Source organism: Aequoribacter sp. (assembly GCF_965659035.1).
Taxonomy (GTDB): Bacteria; Pseudomonadota; Gammaproteobacteria; order Pseudomonadales; family Halieaceae; genus Aequoribacter.
This window is the reverse complement of the sequence record NZ_CBFHWH010000010.1, coordinates 1-19,480: the sequence shown is the minus strand read 5'-3', so window position 1 is coordinate 19,480 and position 19,480 is coordinate 1. Positions and strand designations below refer to the sequence as shown.

The following is a 19,480-nucleotide window of genomic DNA, read 5'->3' as shown; positions in this document are numbered from 1 at the left end:
ACGGGGTAGCCCGCGATCGTCATCGTGTGGCTGTGATCTGCCGTCACAATAATCAATGTATCATCGTCAGAGGTTAGCTCTTTTGCTACCGCAACGGCGTCAGAAAGCGCCACCGCATCGCTCAAGGCACCTGCGGCGCTCCCCGCGTGGTGGGCATGGTCAATTCGGCCCGCCTCTATCATTAAAAAGTAGCCGTTTTGATTATCCAGCAACTCGATAGCTTTGCGTGTCATGTCGGCCAGACTGGGTTCTTGGTTTTGCTTGGCGACTCGATCCGCTTCGTAGCTCATGTGCGAGGCACTGAACAAACCCAACGCCGGCAATTGCGACGCAGTAAGCTCAGCCAATTCACCTTTAGTGCTTACAAACGATGCCGTTGGGCTTAAGGCCTGCCACTCAGTGATTAAGTTGCGGCCATCCCCACGCTTACCTTTAAATGGTGACTCTTGTGCATCTTTAGGTAAAAAACTACCCGCACCACCGCCTAAGACCAACTCTGGGCCATCGACCGCAGAGCCCGTTTCTGCCGAAGCCCGCGACGCATAGCTGATCAACTGGGAAGCGATATCTTCACAGCCGTTCTCTTTTGCCTCGTCACTGAGTTCAGCGTCATTCTCCCAATCACGGTTCACGGTGTTAGCGTACAACGCACCCGGTGTCGCGTGGGTTATTCGCGCCGTCGACACAATACCCGTTTGCTTACCCGCAAGCTCAGCCAAGGTGAGTATCGACCTTAGATTATTGCCTTGCTGTGACGCGCAGTTACCCGTAATAACATCAGGACCCACGCTCAAGACACCCGCACGGGTTTTTATCCCTGTGACCATCGCTGTCATGGTGCCCGCGGAGTCTGGGGTTTGGGCGTCGGTGTTATAGGTGCGAGACAGGCCAACAAAGGGAAACTGGTCGAACGATAAATTATGCTCCTCGCCGCTACCGCCCAACAGCTGCCCTTCGTATATTCGTGCTGCGGTGACGGTCGGAATACTCATGCCGTCGCCCACGAATAAAATGACATTTTTTGCGGCACCCGGGGTTTGAACGATCGCTCGTCTCAAGTTCGCTTGCAACTTAGCAGCGCCCGCTTCATACCCAGTAGGTGAGACAGCACTAACACTCGGAACCTGCGGCTGGGCAACCGGCTTCTGCAACCCAGATTCGCTCGCACAGGCGCTTACCAACAAGCTCGTTCCAACGACACCCAGCCACTGCTTTTTCATGATTTCTCCAAAACCGACTCACTCGAAAGTACGTATCATAACCTATTCATATAACAAGCGTGTTACGCTTAGCGCATCGATTTGATTAGGAGTTTTTCCGTGCGAGCCTACCTACTTTCTGCCGGCTTACTCATCGCTATTTTTGGCAGCGTTGGGACGTATCTTTACAACAAATTTTCAGCCTTAGCCGAAATGGACTTCAGTCCCGCGCCCGTCACAGTCAACGCTGAGCTTGCCCAAGTAGAAACGATTCAACGCAAAATCTTAACGGTTGGCACCATCATCGCGGAACAAGAAAGCGTATTAAAGGCCGAAGTCTCAGGTCGCGTGTCTAAGTTGTTGTTCAAAGGCGGCCAAACCGTCGATGACAACCAGATCCTAGTGCAGCTCGACGACGGCATCGAACAAGCAGAACTGCGCCGCTATGAAGCGGAGCTGGCTCTTGCGGAGACTTTATTAAATCGCGACCGCGAATTGGCAAAAGAGAAAGCGATATCGCAAACTCAACTCGACACTCGGGCTGCCCAATTCCAGGCAGCGAGTGCGCGCGTTGAGGAAACGCTTGCGCGTATTCGACAAAAGCGATTGCTTGCGCCGTTTACAGGTTTAGTCGGGGTCCCCATGGTGAATGTTGGCGACTACGTCAACGCTGGTGAGTCCCTAGTAACCATCACCACCATACAGAATCTTGAAGCCGAATTTAATTTGCCCGCAACGCAAGCACGCGATGTCGAAGTAGGCTTGAGAGTACGCATTGAGACAGCAGACCAAGAGCTTTTAGCAGAGGGGAAAATTTCGGAGGCTGACCCTAGGCTCGACCCGATCGATCGCACCCGAGGCTTCAGAGCACAACTGAATAGCACCGACTTGTTCCCCGGTGAGTTCGTCCGTATTGCGGTGCTGCTAAAAGACCAGAGCGAGGCTATTACGGTACCTGAAACAGCCGTTACCTATGCGTTGCGCGGCGATGCTGTCTATGTCGTCGAGCAAACCGACACAGGGCCTATTGCGTCAATGCGCATGGTAACGACCGGTGAGCACAGAGGGCAGCGGGTTGAAATTCGCTCAGGGATCAACTTAGGCGATCAAGTCATCACAGCCGGACAACACAAACTGTATTCTGGTGCTAGCGTTACCGTCAGCGAGGACAGCCCACTGTGAGTTTTACTGACGTATTTATCCGCCGCCCGGTACTAGCCGTTGTTATTAGCGCCTTACTGCTGGTTGCGGGCCTACAGTCTTTTAACCGCTTGGAATTACGCCAGTTCCCCGAGGTTGAAAAATCGCTCATTATTGTACAGACCGCTTATCCCGGCGCTAGTGCCGATACGGTACAGGCTTATGTCACAGACGCTTTGCAGCGGCGGATAGCCGGCGCGCGTGGAATAGATTATCTCACTGCCAGCAGCGCACCCGGCATGTCGACCATACAAGTGCACGTGCGCTTAAATGAAGACACCACCATGGTGCAGAACGAGGTCATCGCGAAAATAAGCGAGGCCAAATACGAGCTACCTCGCGAAATCGAAGACCCAGTGGTGACTACCAGCCAAGGCGATGACGCAATGATGTACATCGCTTTCACCAGCGAGCAGTTAAATACCAAACAAATTACAGACTACCTGCACCGCGCGATTCAACCAGAGCTGGCAACTATCGAGGGTGTGGGGCAAGCGCAAGTCTTGTCAGGAACAGTATTTGCCATGCGTATTTGGCTGCAACCCGAGAAACTCGCGGCCTATAACATCACAGCCGCTGAGGTAAATCGCGCCTTGCAGCGTAATAACGTGCGCGCAGCGCCTGGTGGTGTAGAGAGCGCTTGGACTCGAACCGCTGTTGATGTTGAAACCGATATCGAAAACCCTGAGCTTTTTGGTGAAATCATTGTTCGACAAAACGGTGACCAACGCGTCCGCCTAAAAGATCTAGCTCGCGTAGAGCTTGGTAGCGAGCGCTACAATATTACTGTTTACTCCGAAGGGAACACCGGAGTGTTTGTGTCGATCACCAGCGCGCCCGGAGCCAATCCGCTCGCTGTAGCTCAGCGCGTCAAGCAAAAACTCGCTGACCTAGCACCAGAAATGCCTGCCGATTTAGTTGCCGATGCTGACTCTGATGCCTCGATCTATATCGAAAAAGCCATTGAAGAAGTGGGCATGACCCTGATAGAAGCCACATTCATTGTGATTGGCGTCATCCTGTTGTTTTTGGGTTCTTGGCGCGTGGTCATTATCCCTCTGGTTGCAATTCCTCTGAGCCTAGTAGGCGTGCTTTTTGGTCTCTGGGTCGTCGACTTTTCGGTGAACCTTTTGACCCTACTGGCCATGGTCATCGCCATTGGATTGGTAGTGGATGATGCGATTGTGGTGGTCGAGAATATTCACCGACACATCGAAGAGGGAAAAACGCCCTATGAAGCCGCTTTGATCGGCGCTCGCGAGGTGGCCCTCCCCGTTGTTGCCATGACCCTAACCTTGGCCGCGGTGTACGCCCCCATTGCTTTTGTAGGCGGCCTCACGGGCACCCTGTTTAGTGAATTTGCTTTAACGCTTGCGGGCGCAGTCGTGGTTTCGGGTTTGATTGCCCTAACGCTCAGCCCGATGATGTGCTCTAAAATTTTGCGCCCCCTGAAAGAACAGGGCAAAGCCGCCGACTGGGTAGACGCACAATTCCACCGCCTAGATCGGATTTACCGTCGCGGCGTGGACGCCTGTTTAGCCAACCGGGGCGCCGTCTGGCTATTTGCGGGCGTGATTTTTTTAAGCCTACCCATGAGCTTTTTATTAGCTCAGCGCGAGCTCGCACCCGAAGAAGACAACGCCAGTATCTTCGTGTTCGCAAGTCCGCCAGACTACGCCAATATCGATTATGTCAACGCGTACACACAGCAAATGATTGATTTGTGGCGCACCATTCCCGAAATCCGCACAGCGTGGCAGGTGAATCAGCAGGATCAAATTTTTGGCGGCTTAGAGCTTAAATTGTGGGATGAACGAGAACGACATCAGTCAGAGATCATTGCCGAGGCGCAACAAAAGTACTCGACCGTAGCGGGCCTAGAAATTTATACCTTCGCCTGGGCGGCGCTACCGGGCGTAGACTCTGGCTTGCCGGTCAACTTTGTAGTGGCATCAACCGATGACTACGCACAACTTGAGCAGGTCGCTGAAGAATTGCTTGCCAAGGCGCGCGAGTCGGGCAAGTTTATCTTTGTGAACAAATCGCTACGTCACTCTCGTCCCGAACTTAAGGTCCACATCGACCGCGAACAAGCGGCAGCTTTGGGTGTCGAAATGCCTGAAATCGCTGAAACTCTGCAAACGCTTTTGGGCGATGGCGAGGTGAGTCGTTTTGCGATTGAGGGACGGACCTATCGAGTCATTCCTCAAGCAGCGGATGATTTTCGCCTGAGCGGTTCCAATTTGTCGCAGTACTATGTGCGCAGTCTATCCGGCCAAATGATTCCCCTTTCATCTGTGATTTCTGTAAGCACCATCGTTCAACCCAACGTCCGCTCGCAGTATCAGCAGCTCAACAGCATTACGATTCAAGGCATGATGATGCCCCCCAACACGCTCGGCGATGGACTAGAGTTTCTGGAGCAAGAGCTTAAGAACATCGCACCAAAAGGCTATCGGGCCGGCTACGAAGGCGAATCCCGCCGTTACGTGCAAGAAGGCAATAGCTTCTTATTCTTGTTTGGCGCCTCTTTAATACTGATTTATCTCGTTTTATCGGCGCAATTTAACAGCTTTAGAGATCCGCTAGTCGTGCTTGTCAGCGTCCCTTTAAGCTTATTTGGCGCGCTATTACCACTGGCTTTAGGCTGGGAAACCTTGAATATTTATACTCAGGTCGGCTTGCTCACACTGGTCGGCTTAATCGCCAAACACGGTATTCTGATTGTGGATTTTGCCAACCGCTTAGAGCAAGAAGGTAAAGATCGCTTCGAAGCGGTGGCAGAGGCTGCCACCATGCGCCTACGCCCAATCTTGATGACAACCTTTGCAACCGTGCTGGGCGTCTTGCCTCTCCTACTCGCCAACGGTGCCGGGGCAGCAAGCCGATTTGCGATGGGACTGATGATAGCTGCGGGCATGTGCGTGGGCACCCTGTTTACCTTATTTGTGCTGCCGACCTTCTATCCGCGTTTAGGTCGGGCACAAAGTATTAAGTAAAGCTAATCCAGCCCCCACAAGGCGGCGTATACACACCAAACTCCAGGAGCTTTGGCTGATGGCACACGCCGCCCTTGCAACCAAGAACACAGATCAGTTACCCAGTTTTATTGTGGACGTCACGCGCATTGAAGGCGTGATAACCTACAAAACACTCGATTCAACGGCGGGCTTTGTTCGCTTCCAAAACGATGGTGGAATCGAGTATATCTTCGTGAGGGGCCTGTATCGCCAGCAAGGTATAGCCAAACGACTACTGCAAGAAGTTGAACAACTTACGAGCTGCAAGCCTTACCCCTTACCCCCGATATCGCCTTTAGGTGCCAAGTTATTTGGCACCGAGTCCACCTAAGCGAAAGGGTGGCGCAATACGATGGTCTCGACTCGATCTGGACCGGTGGATATCACGTCGATCGGCGCACCTACTGTAGACTCGATACGCTCGATATAATGACGAGCGGCAGGCGGCAGCTCTTCTAAGGTTTTAACGCCGATGGTAGATTCCGTCCATCCAGGGACCTCTTCGTAGACAGGCACCACGTTTGCGTAATCCTCGGCATCCACGGGCGTAGCCATGGCATTACCATTGGCATCTTCGTAAGCGACACAAATTCGGATGGTTTCTAAACCATCGAGCACATCAAGCTTGGTTAGGCACAAACCCGATACCGAGTTGATATTGACGGCCTGGCGCAAGGCCACAGCGTCAAACCAACCGCAGCGCCGAGGGCGCCCTGTTGTAGCGCCAAATTCGTGGCCGCGTTCGGCTAAACGCGCGCCCGTGGCATCGAACAGCTCCGTCGGGAACGGACCACCACCAACCCGAGTGGTGTAAGCTTTAGTAATTCCAAGCACATAATCCAAGTAGAGAGGACCAAAACCGGATCCCGTTGCCGTGCCACCGGCCGTCGTATTCGAGCTAGTCACAAAGGGGTAGGTACCGTGGTCGATATCGAGCAGTGAACCCTGTGCACCCTCGAATAATATTTTAGCGCCGGCTGCACGATAAGCTTGCAACGCAGCGGTAACGTCTGTGGTCATGGGAAGCAATTCCTCACCCATGGCCATGGCTTCATCGAAGCAAGCTTGCGGGTCAACCGCTTCGACTTGGTAATACTGAGTCAACACGAAATTGTGATAATCCAACACCTCACCCAGACGCTCTTCAAAGCGCTTGGGGCTATTCAAATCACCCAAACGCAGGCCGCGACGAGCCACCTTATCCTCGTAGGCAGGGCCTATACCACGTCCTGTGGTGCCAATTTTGGCGTCTCCGCGTTTTAACTCGCGCGCTTTGTCCAACGACACGTGGTAAGGCAAGATCAGAGGGCATGCGGCCGATAGCTTCAAGCGATCTCGCACTGGTACACCGGTCGCTTCCAACTTGCGCATTTCAGTCAACAAAGCATCGGGCGCCAACACAACACCGTTTCCGATCAAACACTGAACGTGGTCACGTAGAATACCCGATGGAATCAAATGCAGTACGGTTTTCTCACCATTAATGACCAGTGTGTGGCCAGCATTGTGACCACCCTGAAATCGCACTACGACCTCAGCTTGATCAGTCAACAGATCTACAATCTTTCCCTTACCTTCGTCACCCCATTGAGTGCCGAGTACCACTACGTGTTTGTTCATACGTTTGTTTTACCTATTGGACGCACAGTCCAGACATCATCGATCAACACAATTTCGCGATCGCAGCGCTCATCGTGCTCATTCAGTAAAGCCCGAATAACAATCTGCCCATTTGCGCGCAAATCGTTTATCAGAGACTCGAGTTTTGTATCCATAATTGCCGGCACACTGATAGCGCCTTGTGAATTTGCTGTGTAACGACCTTGAGCTAAAAGCGTCTTTAAATCGACTGCAAACCCCGTGGCGGCGCGCGCGCGCCCATAAATTTGACCAACCGAATCGTAGCGACCGCCGTTGGCCAGAGCTTGCCCTGCGCCTTTGGCGTACGCAGCAAATACAAGCCCCGTGTGATAATTCAACCCGCGCAATTCCGCCAAATCGACATACCAATCAATGTCTTGAGCCACCGCAGACAAGGCTTCGATGACCGTTTCGATTTGATCAATCGCTTGACTAACAGCGGGCACGCTACTACCGAAGGTTTGTCGTGCTCGATCGAGGGTGTCGATATCACCGTGCATGTTCATTAGGGCGGTTAGCCATTCTCGTGTTTGCGCTGGCTTATCCTGCAGGGCGACCGCTAAATCTGGCGCTGACTTTCGCTGCAGCGCATCAAAAATATCCGTATCGTTCTGGTCGATGTCTGCCGCAGCAAAGACCGCTTGGTAGACACCAACGTGACCAATATCTAAGGTCAAGGCACCCACGCCCGACGTTCGCAAGGTCTCGATCAACAATCGAATAATTTCGATATCGGCTTGCTCGCTACTGTCGCCGTAAAGTTCCGCTCCGACCTGAACAGGGCAGCGCGATGCCATGAGAGACTTAGGGTGGGTATGCAAGGTCGTGCCCGCATAACACAAACGCGAGACGCCGCGCTTTAAGTAAGAGTGCGCATCAATGCGCGCAACCTGCGGCGTAATATCCGCGCGAATACCCAAAGTCCTGCCGGTCAGCTGGTCGGTAAGCTTGAACGTCAACAAATCGAGATCAGCACCCAAACCCGTCAGCAAGGACTCGCTGTATTCGATTAAGGGCGGAAACACGAGCTCGTAGCCCCAGTGTTTGTAAAGATCAAGTAGCTCGCGACGCAGTGCCTCTAAGGCGCTGGCCTGTTCGGGCAACACTTCTTCAACCGCTTGCGGTAACTGCCAGTACTTCACTCAGATTCGATCTCAGTTTGCTTGCATGCCCAACTAAAAATGGACGTCGTGAACAACAAAAAACCGCGGCAGCGAGAACCCCGTGAGGGCACCACTTACCACGGCCGGTATAGTTTACCAGTTTCTGGGCGGGTTACCACCATTTACAGCCGACAAAAGGGGCGCTGTTACGCCCCTGTAATCGTTAGGCTCGCTCTACCGCTGCCCCTCTGGATTCTTCAGATATTTGAAGAAGTCGCTGTCAGGCTTGAGCAGCAAAATATCACCGGAACCCTGAAACGAGTCCTGATATGCTCGCAGGCTTCGAGTGAAGGAGTAAAATTCCTGATCGCTACCAAAAGCCTCGGCGTAAATGCGCGTCGCCTCGGCGTCTCCGGTACCGCGAATGGTTTCTGCATCACGGTAGGCCTCGGACAGTATGACCGTCACCTCACGATCCGCTGCCGCGCGAATACCTTCGGCTAGCTCCTGACCCTGTGAACGGTGCTCACGGGCTTCTTTTTCACGCTCGGCATTCATACGGCGGTACACAGAGTCGGAAACATCGGGTGGCAAGTCGATCTTTTTGACCCGCACATCCACAACTTCGACGCCAAGCTCCGCTGCGGCCACTTTGTTGAGATCCAGTGTAATGTTGCGCATCAACTGGTCGCGTTCACCTGATACCACTTCTTGAATGGTACGAATACCGACCTCGTTCCTGAGGCCATCGTTGATACGCTGGGCCAGCAGACCCATCGCGCGCTGCACTTCGCCGTTAGTTGCGGTATAAAAACGCGCTGTATCAATCACGCGAAATTTAGCGAACGAATCAACGACCAGGGCCTTTTTCTCTTGCGTTAAAAAACGCTCAGCCTGTGCATCAACGGTCAGCACTCGACCGTCGAATTTACGCACGTTGTTTACAAACGGGAATTTGACGTGAAGTCCCGGTTTAATATCGGGATTAACCACTTCACCAAATCGCAGCAACACGCCTTTTTCTGTTTCGTTAATCACATACAGGGTGTTGTTCAGTATCATCAAAACGAGCGCAGTAAGTACGCTCCAAACCAATGATTTCGTTGACATCTTAACGGCCTCCTCGGTTAGTCGTGCGACTGCTTGACGCGTCTCGACGGAGCTGCTCCGTCACTGCGTCGGTAATTTGTCGCAGTGTGCGTGAATCTACCGATCCAGAGCCATTGACAGCGCTACTCGCACCGGTTCTTTCGGTCAGTTTATCAAGCGGTAGATACATCATATTGTTACCACCCTCTACGTCGACCATGACTTTACTCGACTGCCCGTAAACCGAAGTGATGGCGTCTAAGTACAAACGCTCGCGCGTGACCTCGGGCGCCTTACGGTACTCGGCCAATAGCTTTGTGAATCGATTAGCTTCACCTTCTGCATTCGCGACGACTTGCTCTTTGTATGCATTGGCTTCTTCAAGCTGCCGCTGCGCCTGACCACGCGCCTCAGGGATAATACCGTTGGCGTAAGCTTGCGCCTCGTTCTTAACCCGCTCTTCATCCTCGCGCGCTTTAATCACATCGTCAAACGCTGCCTGAACCTGCGAAGGAGGTTGCGCGTTGTCAACCGTGACCTTAGACACTTGAATACCGGTTTGGTAATCATCTAACAGATTTTGTACACGCTGCTGCACCTCGAGCGCAATCGCTGCACGGCCCTCGGTCAACACCAAATCCATTTTGTTGTCGCCCACCACGTGGCGCAAGGCGCTTTGCGTCGCGTGCTGTAATGAAACCTCAGGATCGCGCACCTTCAGCACGAAGTACTCTGGATTGTTAATCACGTACTGCACTGACATGTTAACGTCAACAATGTTTTCGTCTTTGGTCAGCATCACTTCGCGAAAGCTTTGAGCTCGGACCTTCGTCACATTGAGCTTTATCACTTCGTCGATGAGCGGTGGATTCCACTGCAAACCCGGCGTCACGGTACTGTGGTACTCACCAAAGCGCAGCACGACCGCACGTTCCTGCTCGTCGATCTGGTAAAAACCCATAACACCCCAGATGACAAGAGCAGCAGCAGCGACGACACCAAAAAATGCTGATGACGCACCTTTGCTTGGACCACCTGAGCGACCACCTGAGCCGCCACCAAAAATGGCGTTAATTTTGTCTTGGACTTTTTTCAGCGCTTCGTCTAAATCTGGTGGCCCCTGATTGCCGCCACTACCCCATGGATCATTGGGCCGATTGTTACCGCCGCCCGGCTCGTTCCACGCCATAACGTACTCCCGTAGTTAGTTCAGTGTTAGTTTAGCAAACTTTTACGCAAAAACCTGTTTACGCGCGTTGAATCAGCTCGACCGATCCCGTTTCTTTTGCAATTAAACGATTCCAATCTGAGCGCGGCAGCCGAACGTCAAGCTGCAAACACCCGAGTTCATTGGTTGCTTCGTTCATGACCGCATTCATTCGATACAACGAAGCGCGCAAACGGCCTTGCTCGGGTTTGAGAGAAATCGTCGCGTTGAGCATATCGTCGCCCAGACGCTCGGCAACCGCCTCGAGTAAAAGATCTAATCCTGCACCCGTTTTCGCGCTCAACCAAACCCGCTCTGGCACACCTTCTGCATCGCGTTCTATTCGAGGCTCTTGTTCAAGCAAATCCAACTTATTGTAAACATACAGCCTTGGAATTTTATCAGCGCCGATTTCGGTCAGCACATCAAGGACCTGATGCAAGTTGTCATCGCGCTGATCACTCGCCGCGTCAACGACAATACACAAGAGTTCCGCGTTGAGCGTTTCTTCTAGCGTTGCCTTAAAGGCATCGACCAACTTGTGGGGCAAGTGCGCAATAAAGCCCACAGTATCGGCCAAAATAACCTGACCGATAGCGTCGAGCTCAAGCTGTCGAAGCGTAGGATCTAACGTTGCGAACAACTGGTCGGCGGCATACACATCGGCATTCGTGAGGTGATTAAACAGCGTGCTTTTGCCAGCGTTGGTGTAACCCACCAGAGACACCGTCGGAATTTCCGCGCGCTTGCGCGAGCGACGCCCTTGATCACGCTGTCGCTGCACTTTGTCGAGTCGCGCCAGAATAGATTTAATGCGGGCACGCAATAAACGTCGATCCGTTTCTAACTGCGTTTCGCCGGGGCCGCGCAGACCGATGCCGCCTTTTTGACGCTCTAAGTGAGTCCAACCTCGGACAAGACGAGTACTCATGTGCTGTAGCTGCGCGAGCTCAACCTGAAGCTTGCCTTCGTGCGTTCGTGCGCGCTGCGCAAAAATGTCCAAAATAAGTCCGGTGCGGTCCAGCACACGACACTGCAATACCCGCTCAAGGTTGCGTTCCTGAGACGGGGTCAGCGCGTGATTGAACATCACAATCTCGGCCTCGTGGCGTTCCTTGATTTGGCGAATTTCTTCTAGCTTACCGCTACCCACGAAGGTACCGGCGTGCGGCGTAGCTCGTGAGCCAAATACGAATTCAACCGGATCCCCACCCGCAGACAAGACAAGTTCCTCGAATTCCCTTGGGTCTTCGCGGTTAACTTCGCTGTCTAGGTGTAAGTGGACGAGCACAGCGCGCTCGCCCGACTCTGGACGCTCAAAGAACACTGGTTGTCAGCACTCCTGGGGGATTCCCATACGCCTCAGCCAAGACTAATCTTCGGCTTCTTCCTCGCCGGGGTTCGCCATAGGCATGCGCACCATGCGACCAGGAACAACGGTAGATATTGCATGCTTATACACCATTTGCGACACAGTGTTTTTAAGCAATACAACGAATTGATCAAACGATTCGATTTGACCCTGCAGCTTAATGCCGTTAACCAGATAAATAGATACTGGAACGCGCTCTTTTCTTAGCAGGTTCAAGTAAGGGTCTTGTAGCGTATGCCCTTTTGACATATTTTTCTCCTTGGTGAGCCAAAACGGCTCGTCATATAATGTTCCCACGTGGGGATATTAGGCTCTGCCCGAACCAAGTCAAATTACCACTTCGTAATACATACGCAGATAGCTCTGACTTGGTTCGAACGCCTTTGCGAGGTTGTGGACCTGTCGCTTAGTTTACTCTATTGGGGTGATTGCAGACAATTCAAGATCAGATCTGATGGTTTTTTTGCACCCCTTGTCACTTCAGACTCAAAATGCTCAACCAAGTTCCCGTGTGCATCAGTGTAAATCCAAAAAAGATTGGGCCACTTGCGCAACCAGGTGAGTTGTCGCTTTGCCAGCTGTCGAGTTGCTGCAACACCCCGATCAATACACGCTTGCACGTCAAATTCACCGCCCAAGTACTGCCACACTTGGCGATAACCGACGGCGCGAATCGCAGGCAAATTGGCGTGCAAATCGCCACGCGCTCGCAAGGCTTTAACTTCTTCAATAAAGCCCTGCTCTAACATCAGCTCAAATCGGCGCTGAATACGGTCATGAAGCACAGCACGATCAAACGGTGCAAGCGCAAACTGACTCACACGATACTGCTGAGTTGGAGCGACGCGCTCTTGGCTTTGCTGCTGCCACTGCGACAAAGGGGTTCCACTCAATCGGTACACTTCTAGAGCACGCGTGATACGGCTGGAATGATTGGGGTGAATATTGGCCGCACTGATGGGATCGATGGCCTCGAGCTGGGCATGCAAGGCAGGCCATCCCAGCAAGTCCGCCTCAGTTTCGATCGCTGCACGCATGTCCGGCTCGCTCTCTGGCATGGGCGACAGACCCTCCAGAAAAGCCTTAAAGTAGAGCATGGTGCCACCCACAAGAATGGGAGTGTGCCCTCGGGCAATGATATCGGCTACCGCTCTATCCGCGTCTCTGACAAAATCGGCGACATTGTAAGGTTCCGATGGGTCGCGAATATCGATGAGGTGATGTGGATAATCGGGTTTTGCAGAGCCTATATCCAAACCCCGATATACCAGGGCAGAATCCACACTGATGAGCTCACCGTTTAAAGCCTCGACTAGGTCTATCGCCAAATCGGTCTTGCCGGACGCGGTCGGGCCCATGAGGCAAATCACCGAAGGCTTGGTCACTAGCGACCCCGCAAAAATAATTTATCGAGCTCGGTCAAGCTTAACTGCGTCCAGGTTGGGCGCCCATGGTTGCACTGCCCGGCACGCTCAGTCGCCTCAATGTCGCGCAGCAAGGCGTTCATCTCTGGTACCGTCAAACTCCGATTAGCGCGCACGGATCCATGGCAGGCCATAGTTGACAGGATAGCCTCGCGCTCGGCAGCAATCCGGTCAGATTGACCGTACTCCGCTAAATCCGACAGCACATCGCGCACCAATTGCTCCATGTCGGCGGATCGCAGCAAGGTAGGAACCGAGCGAATTAACAAAGACTCTTCACTCGCGGGTTCTAGCTGCAAACCCAAACCCACAAACACAGCTTCGTGCTCGCGAGCCAATTCAACCTCTTTTTGGCTGACGGCGATCGCTTGTGGCACCAATAGAGGCTGCGAGCGCACCCCCTCAGCAGCATCGGCTTCTTTGAGGCGCTCGTAGGTAATGCGCTCATGAGCAGCATGCATATCGACCAACACCAAACCCTGAGCGTTCTCCGACAATATGTAAATGCCCTGTAGCTGCGCCAAGGCATAACCGAGTGGCGGGGCCTCTTCCTCAGACGACTGCTCGGGCAAGGGCGCTGGGTGCAGGCGCCCGTAACTGCTCATCTGGGACTGCACCGCCAATGGACTTGGTCTATTCGATGAACCAACATCTGGCCGATGCGACATCCCGCCCCAGCTCAAGGCACCTTGACTCACCTCACCCGTATGGGTATCCAGGTGACCGCCCTCCGCCAGAGGCTGAAAGCGCTCGGAGCTTACCAACTGATCGGCTGGGCGCACATCTGCTAAGGCCCGATGCAAAGTCGAGAACAAGAAGTTATGCACTTCTCTGCTGTCTCTAAAGCGCACCTCATGCTTGGTCGGATGCACATTTACATCCACCAAGGCTGGGTCAATATTCAAGTACAACACAAAAGCGGGATGGCGGCCGTGATACAGCACATCGCGGTAAGCCTGTTTGATTGCGTGAGCCACCAGCTTGTCGCGAATGACACGGCCGTTCACAAAAAAATACTGCAGATCGGCCTGCGATCGGGAAAAGGTCGGCAAGCCGACCCAGCCACTCAAACCCAAGCCACTGCGCTCACTGTCAATGTGCACTACCTGGTCAATAAAAGCTGGACCGCAAATTGTCGCCACACGCCTTTGCTGCGCCGCGGTGGAGTCGGCGACCGGTAAATTTAAGACCACACGACCGTTATGCGACAGACTAAACGCCACATCAAACCGCGCCAGTGCCAATCGTTTAACAACCTCTTCTAGATGGTTAAATTCGGTTTTTTCGGTGCGCAAAAACTTGCGGCGCGCGGGGGTGTTAAAAAATAGGTCCCGCACATCGACCGTGGTCCCCTGCGGATGCGGCGTCGGTCGCACTGCGACCACTTGATCGCGGCCTTCCGACTCAGCCAGTACCCCAGCGCTTGCGTCTGACGATGCATTCGTACTCAGCGCCAGCCTCGAAACCGAGGCAATACTGGCCAGCGCCTCGCCACGAAAACCCAGGCTCGATACCGCCTCTAAGTCATCCAAAGACACGATTTTAGAGGTCGCGTGGCGAGCCAAGGCTAAGGGTAGGTCATCGCTCTCGATACCTTGCCCGTTGTCGCGGACACGAATACGCTTAACACCGCCAGCCTCGACCTCAATATCAATGCGGGTCGCTCCCGCATCTAAACTGTTTTCCACCACCTCTTTTACGACCGAAGCCGGTCGCTCAACCACCTCACCGGCCGCTATTTGGTTGGCCAATTGGGGACTTAAACTGTGAATGCGGGCCATAGCTTAACTTCTCGGAATAACTAGCGTTTGGCCAACCAAAATTCGCGACCCGTTAATATTGTTGTGTGAGCGTAATGACTCCACCGACACCTTAAATTTTTGCGCAATACCCGACAGGGTATCACCGCGCGCGATCGTGTAGGTTTGCTGGCCCTGCTCCTTGGACCAGGCCACATACGTGCCAGGCGGTGGCTGAGCATAAAAGTGGTCACTCACTCCCGCAAATATCGCATTCGCCATTTTACGGCGATAAGCACTGTTGTTTAACCGTCGCGCCTCGGTTGGGTTTGAAATGAACCCCGTTTCAACCAATATCGATGGAATATCGGGTGACTTAAGTACGGCAAACGCCGCTTGCTCGACGTGGTCTTTGTGCAAGCGCGCCACATTACCCATTTCGGCCAGCACGCTCGAGCCCATTTGCAAACTGCGATCTAAGGTTGAAGTCATCGATAAGTCGGTCAGCACACTTGCAAGCACATCATCTTTATCCGACAAGGTCACGCCACCGACCAAGTCGGCGGCGTTCTCGCGTTGCGCCAAATAACGCGCTGCAGTACTCGAAGCACCGCGCAAAGACAAAGCATAAACCGACGCGCCATTCGCCTGAGGGTTCGTAAATGCATCGGCATGAATCGAAATAAACACATCGGCTTGCGCTTCTCGCGCCAACTTTCGTCGCCCCGACAAGGATACGTAGTAATCACCGGTCCGAATCATGACCGGCTGGTAACCTTTGGCATCCTCAAATAATTGACGCAATTCAGCCGCGATAGCTAAGACAACCTTTTTTTCTTGAATTTTACCGGGGCCAATCGCGCCTGGGTCTTCCCCCCCATGACCGGCATCGATAGCGACGATAATGTCGCGCTTCTCAGAGTTATCCACCTTTCTCGCAACCACTTTGGGTGGCGCCGCGGGATCGACCAAATCAATGACTAATCGATCTTTTTTAGTATCTGTTGCCTTTAGGGCAAAACTGCGCGGCTTGACTTGGCTTTTTAAATCTAAAACCACACGAATATCACGATCGTTACGAACCGCCGTCCTCACTCCCTTGATTGGCGTGCCGTCAAGCTCGAGGTCGGGCGTCGATCCCCACTCAGCCTGTTTAATGTCGATGACCAGTCGATCTGGATTCTTAAGTTCGAGCAGCGTGTGATCTGCAGGCTCCGACAAATCAAACACCAAGCGCGTATGATCGGGCGCTCGCCACAGACGCAACTCCTCGATTTTTGCCCCCAGCGCGCCCTCCGATAAGAGCAAACAGAGCACGACAAAACCAATACGCCAACCCTGAACCATTACAACAGACACTCCATGACCGCGCGCCCCTTGTCAGAGCATGCTGTGACTGCAATCGTTCGGCCTAGAACTGCGTGCTCTAGTGTAACGACGATATCGGCCTTAGGCAGGAAACCAACCCCCCGCTCAGGCCACTCAACCAGACAAATGCTGTGTGCATTAAAGTAAGTCTCCACCCCCAAGTGATGCAGTTCATCGGGGTCAGCTATACGATAAAGATCAAAATGATACACCGGCGGCTCGATGTGTTCGTAAGGCTCAACCAAGGTATAGGTCGGGCTTTTGACCGCTCCCTTGTGCCCGAAAAACTGAATAATGGCGCGGCTTAGCGTCGTTTTACCGGCACCAAGTTCACCGCGTAATTCAATCATGAAGCCGGGCATCAAGCAGGCAGCCAACGCTTGACCAAAATCTAGCAGGGCTTCTTCGCTCTGAAGTTCTCGAACCAGATTAACCACCCAAACGCTCCTGCAAATAAGGCATTAACTGAGTCGCTCTTAACCCGCGCAAACCGAATTCAGCAGCAGCCAGATCGGCCGCATCACCATGCAAACAAACACCGAGCTCGGTCGCAAACACCGCATCGGGGATCTGTGCCAGCAACGCACCCAAGACCCCACTTAACACATCGCCCATACCGCCAGACGCCATGCCAGCATTACCGTAGTCACTTAACCCGACACCCCGGTCAGAACTCACAAGACTGCCAGCGCCTTTGAGCACGACGACACCGTCAATGATTGCCTGTAACGCCTGGCTTGCAGCCAATCGGTCGCCCTGTACCTGCGCAGTTGTCTGCCCCAGCATCCTGGCGGCTTCACCGGGGTGCGGTGTTACCACCACCGGCGCCGTTCGCGCTGCCAAACTTCCTAGCCATTGCTTTGTCACCAAAATATTCAGCGCATCAGCATCCACCACTAAGGGTTGATCGCGCTCTAACACCACTTGTAATAACTGCTCGGACCAAGGGCTTTGACCTAGACCCGGCCCAATCACTACGACCGAAACACCCGCAAGCAAGTTATCCAACTCGTGACGATTCGTGACAGCGTGAACCATAACCTCTGGGGTTCGAGCCAACACGGCCGAGACATGCTCCGTGCGCGTTGCCACAGAAACCAAGCCCGCGCCACAACTCAAGGCCGCCTCGGCGGCCATTGCGACAGCGCCACCAAAACCGTAATCTCCTCCGACCACTAACACATGCCCAAAGAGACCTTTGTGAGAATTCGCTGCGCGTGGCATTACATTTGCCAGCAGCGCCTCTAAGTCCAAACGACAGGCTACCGGAGAATGTGCCGCAAAAGACTCATCGGGAACCTCTAAATCCGAATAGTGCAAAAACCCCACATGATCTGGGCCACTACAGGTAAACAACCCAAATTTTAAAGCGATAAAAGTCACGGTCATATCGGCCTTAACGGCCTCGCCTAATACCCGCCCAGTATCGCTACACAAACCTGATGGCATATCGACAGCAAGGACCGGCGCAGCACTTGCATTCATCCAAGCAATCGCACGCGAAGCGTCGCCCTGCACATCGCGATTCAAGCCCGTGCCCAAGAGGGCATCGACAATTAGCCAATCCTCATCGAGCGGCGTATCGGGCAGATCGACAAATTCTACGCCGGCTTCAAGGCATAAGGCATGTGCTCTCGCCGCATCGCCTGTAAGCGCCTCGGGCGACTTGCTCAGACACACCTGCACACCTCGACCCTGATTTTTGGCCAACCATGCCACCAGCAGCCCATCGCCGCCGTTATTTCCACCACCACAGACCACAAACAGTGGAAGAGTCGGTTCAAACGACTCGGATACAATCTCGTACACAGCGCGAGCAGCGCGCGACATCAAAGTAAAACCACTGACCCCGCTGGCGATCGCACTGGCATCAATGGCGCGCGTTTGCGCCGCCAAATACAGGGCTAATTCGCGTGCAACATGATTTGAGGGGGCTTTCGACATGCAAAAAAAAACTTTATCCGTTACTCTGCCAGCATTATAGGCATGCCTTAAGCATAAACCCAATCCCGTGACCGACCTCAATTTACATTCGCTTAGCGAACAACTCCAAACCTGGGCTCACGACTTGGGCTTTGCCGCCATGGGTATTAGCGACATTGACCTCAAGGAACACCCCAATTACCTTCAGCGCTGGCTCGATAAAGGCTATCACGGCACCATGAACTTTATGGCCGCACACGGCGAGAAGCGTTGGCGTCCAGATTTGCTCGAACCGGGTACTCTGCGCGTCATATCACTCCGCATGGACTACCTACCCGAGAACACCCATGCCCTCGACGTATTAGAAGAGCCCAATAAAGGCTACATCGCCCGCTACACCTTGGGTCGCGATTATCACAAACTGGTGCGCAAACGCTTAGCAACACTGGCCAAGCGCCTGCAAGATGCAGCGGGTGGGCACCATCGAGCCTTCGTCGACAGCGCGCCAGTGTTAGAGCGTGCGATTGCTGAACAAGCGGGACTGGGTTGGATTGGCAAGAATACCATGCTCATCAACGACAAGGCCGGTTCGTGGTTCTTTTTAGGCGAAATCTACACCGACCTACCGCTACCGGTATCGGCCCCAAAAACCGAGAAGCACTGCGGGTCGTGCACCGCCTGCTTAGACATTTGCCCAACCCAAGCCTTTGTCAGCCCCTTTGAGTTAGATGCCCGTAAATGCATTTCGTACTTAACGATCGAGCATAAAGGCAGTATCGATACGGCACTTCGCTCGAAAATCGGCAACCGAATTTTTGGCTGCGATGATTGCCAATTATTCTGCCCGTGGAACAAATTCGCCAAACCCACCCAAGAGGCAGACTTTAAGCCACGGCACGGCTTGGACAATATCGATTTAGTCGAGCTATTTTTGTGGGATGAGCACACCTATCTCGATCGCACCGAGGGCTCGGCAATACGACGCATTGGCTATGAACGCTGGTTGCGCAACATCGCAGTGGCCTTGGGCAACGCGCCCAGTACCATCCCCGTGATTGAGGCGCTTAAGTCACGCTTGTCATTTCCCAGTGAGTTGGTTCAGGAGCACGTAATTTGGGCTTTGGAACAACATAGTGCTCGATGACTCATCTCGAGACTCTGTGAATCAGAGCACTGTAACCGGGCCTAGCCCTAC

General features: G+C 53.3%; 16 protein-coding genes. 4 read left to right on the top strand and 12 right to left on the bottom strand.

Annotation, left to right across the window (positions count from 1 at the left end; all coding sequences use genetic code 11):
* A partial coding sequence (locus tag ACTF5Z_RS03150; RefSeq protein ID WP_438984464.1) for an alkaline phosphatase occupies positions 1 to 1,220 on the bottom strand: 1,220 nt, incomplete at its 3' end.
* A gap of 99 nt (positions 1,221 to 1,319) precedes the next feature.
* Here ACTF5Z_RS03150 and ACTF5Z_RS03145 point away from each other — a divergent pair.
* From ACTF5Z_RS03145 to ACTF5Z_RS03135, 3 genes are read left to right on the top strand one after another with little or no spacing between them, the layout of a single operon-like run.
* Positions 1,320 to 2,381 (top strand): efflux RND transporter periplasmic adaptor subunit, encoded by a 1,062-nt coding sequence (locus tag ACTF5Z_RS03145; protein ID WP_438984463.1) that lies wholly within the window; start codon positions 1,320 to 1,322, stop codon positions 2,379 to 2,381.
* Positions 2,378 to 5,398 (top strand): efflux RND transporter permease subunit, encoded by a 3,021-nt coding sequence (locus ACTF5Z_RS03140; RefSeq protein ID WP_423849139.1) that lies wholly within the window; start codon positions 2,378 to 2,380, stop codon positions 5,396 to 5,398. Before ACTF5Z_RS03145 ends, ACTF5Z_RS03140 begins: the two co-directional genes overlap by 4 nt.
* A 58-nt stretch (positions 5,399 to 5,456) precedes the next feature.
* Positions 5,457 to 5,750 (top strand): GNAT family N-acetyltransferase, encoded by a 294-nt coding sequence (locus ACTF5Z_RS03135; protein ID WP_438984462.1) that lies wholly within the window; start codon positions 5,457 to 5,459, stop codon positions 5,748 to 5,750.
* On the opposite strand, the gene ACTF5Z_RS03130 is transcribed toward ACTF5Z_RS03135, so the two are convergent.
* From ACTF5Z_RS03130 to ACTF5Z_RS03080, 11 genes are all read right to left on the bottom strand, one after another.
* Positions 5,747 to 7,039: an adenylosuccinate synthase gene (locus tag ACTF5Z_RS03130; protein WP_438984461.1), complete on the bottom strand. Its 1,293-nt coding sequence runs from the start codon at positions 7,037 to 7,039 to the stop codon at positions 5,747 to 5,749. The genes ACTF5Z_RS03135 and ACTF5Z_RS03130 overlap by 4 nt on opposite strands.
* On the bottom strand, positions 7,036 to 8,202 hold the full coding sequence (locus ACTF5Z_RS03125; protein ID WP_438984460.1) for an ATP phosphoribosyltransferase regulatory subunit: 1,167 nt from the start codon (positions 8,200 to 8,202) through the stop codon (positions 7,036 to 7,038). The genes ACTF5Z_RS03130 and ACTF5Z_RS03125 overlap by 4 nt, the downstream gene beginning before the upstream one ends.
* A gap of 195 nt (positions 8,203 to 8,397) precedes the next feature.
* Entirely contained in the window at positions 8,398 to 9,273 is an 876-nt protein-coding gene (gene hflC, locus ACTF5Z_RS03120; RefSeq protein WP_438984459.1) for a protease modulator HflC, read from the bottom strand.
* Position 9,274: 1 nt separating this feature from the next.
* Positions 9,275 to 10,441, bottom strand: coding sequence for an FtsH protease activity modulator HflK (hflK, locus tag ACTF5Z_RS03115; protein WP_423849134.1), 1,167 nt, complete (start codon positions 10,439 to 10,441; stop codon positions 9,275 to 9,277).
* A 58-nt stretch (positions 10,442 to 10,499) separates the two neighbouring features.
* The gene (hflX, locus tag ACTF5Z_RS03110) at positions 10,500 to 11,786 is read right to left on the bottom strand and encodes a ribosome rescue GTPase HflX (RefSeq protein WP_438984458.1); all 1,287 of its coding nucleotides are present in this window, start codon (positions 11,784 to 11,786) and stop codon (positions 10,500 to 10,502) included.
* 45 nt (positions 11,787 to 11,831) lie between these two features.
* On the bottom strand, positions 11,832 to 12,080 hold the full coding sequence (gene hfq / locus ACTF5Z_RS03105; RefSeq protein WP_009575740.1) for an RNA chaperone Hfq: 249 nt from the start codon (positions 12,078 to 12,080) through the stop codon (positions 11,832 to 11,834).
* 167 nt (positions 12,081 to 12,247) lie between these two features.
* Complete coding sequence (gene miaA / locus ACTF5Z_RS03100; RefSeq protein WP_438984484.1) at positions 12,248 to 13,189, bottom strand: tRNA (adenosine(37)-N6)-dimethylallyltransferase MiaA; 942 nt, start codon at positions 13,187 to 13,189, stop codon at positions 12,248 to 12,250.
* A gap of 26 nt (positions 13,190 to 13,215) precedes the next feature.
* The gene (gene mutL, locus ACTF5Z_RS03095) at positions 13,216 to 15,036 is read right to left on the bottom strand and encodes a DNA mismatch repair endonuclease MutL (protein WP_438984457.1); all 1,821 of its coding nucleotides are present in this window, start codon (positions 15,034 to 15,036) and stop codon (positions 13,216 to 13,218) included.
* A 3-nt stretch (positions 15,037 to 15,039) separates the two neighbouring features.
* Complete coding sequence (locus ACTF5Z_RS03090) at positions 15,040 to 16,341, bottom strand: N-acetylmuramoyl-L-alanine amidase (protein ID WP_423849131.1); 1,302 nt, start codon at positions 16,339 to 16,341, stop codon at positions 15,040 to 15,042.
* Positions 16,341 to 16,799, bottom strand: a complete 459-nt coding sequence (gene tsaE / locus ACTF5Z_RS03085) for a tRNA (adenosine(37)-N6)-threonylcarbamoyltransferase complex ATPase subunit type 1 TsaE (protein ID WP_438984456.1) — start codon at positions 16,797 to 16,799, stop codon at positions 16,341 to 16,343. Before tsaE ends, ACTF5Z_RS03090 begins: the two co-directional genes overlap by 1 nt.
* A complete protein-coding gene (locus tag ACTF5Z_RS03080; protein ID WP_438984455.1) occupies positions 16,792 to 18,306 on the bottom strand; it encodes an NAD(P)H-hydrate dehydratase in 1,515 nt (504 codons plus the stop codon). The genes tsaE and ACTF5Z_RS03080 overlap by 8 nt, the downstream gene beginning before the upstream one ends.
* A 67-nt stretch (positions 18,307 to 18,373) precedes the next feature.
* Between ACTF5Z_RS03080 and queG the strand changes: the two genes are divergently transcribed.
* The gene (queG, locus tag ACTF5Z_RS03075) at positions 18,374 to 19,429 is read left to right on the top strand and encodes a tRNA epoxyqueuosine(34) reductase QueG (protein ID WP_438984454.1); all 1,056 of its coding nucleotides are present in this window, start codon (positions 18,374 to 18,376) and stop codon (positions 19,427 to 19,429) included.
* Positions 19,430 to 19,480: the final 51 nt, after the last annotated feature.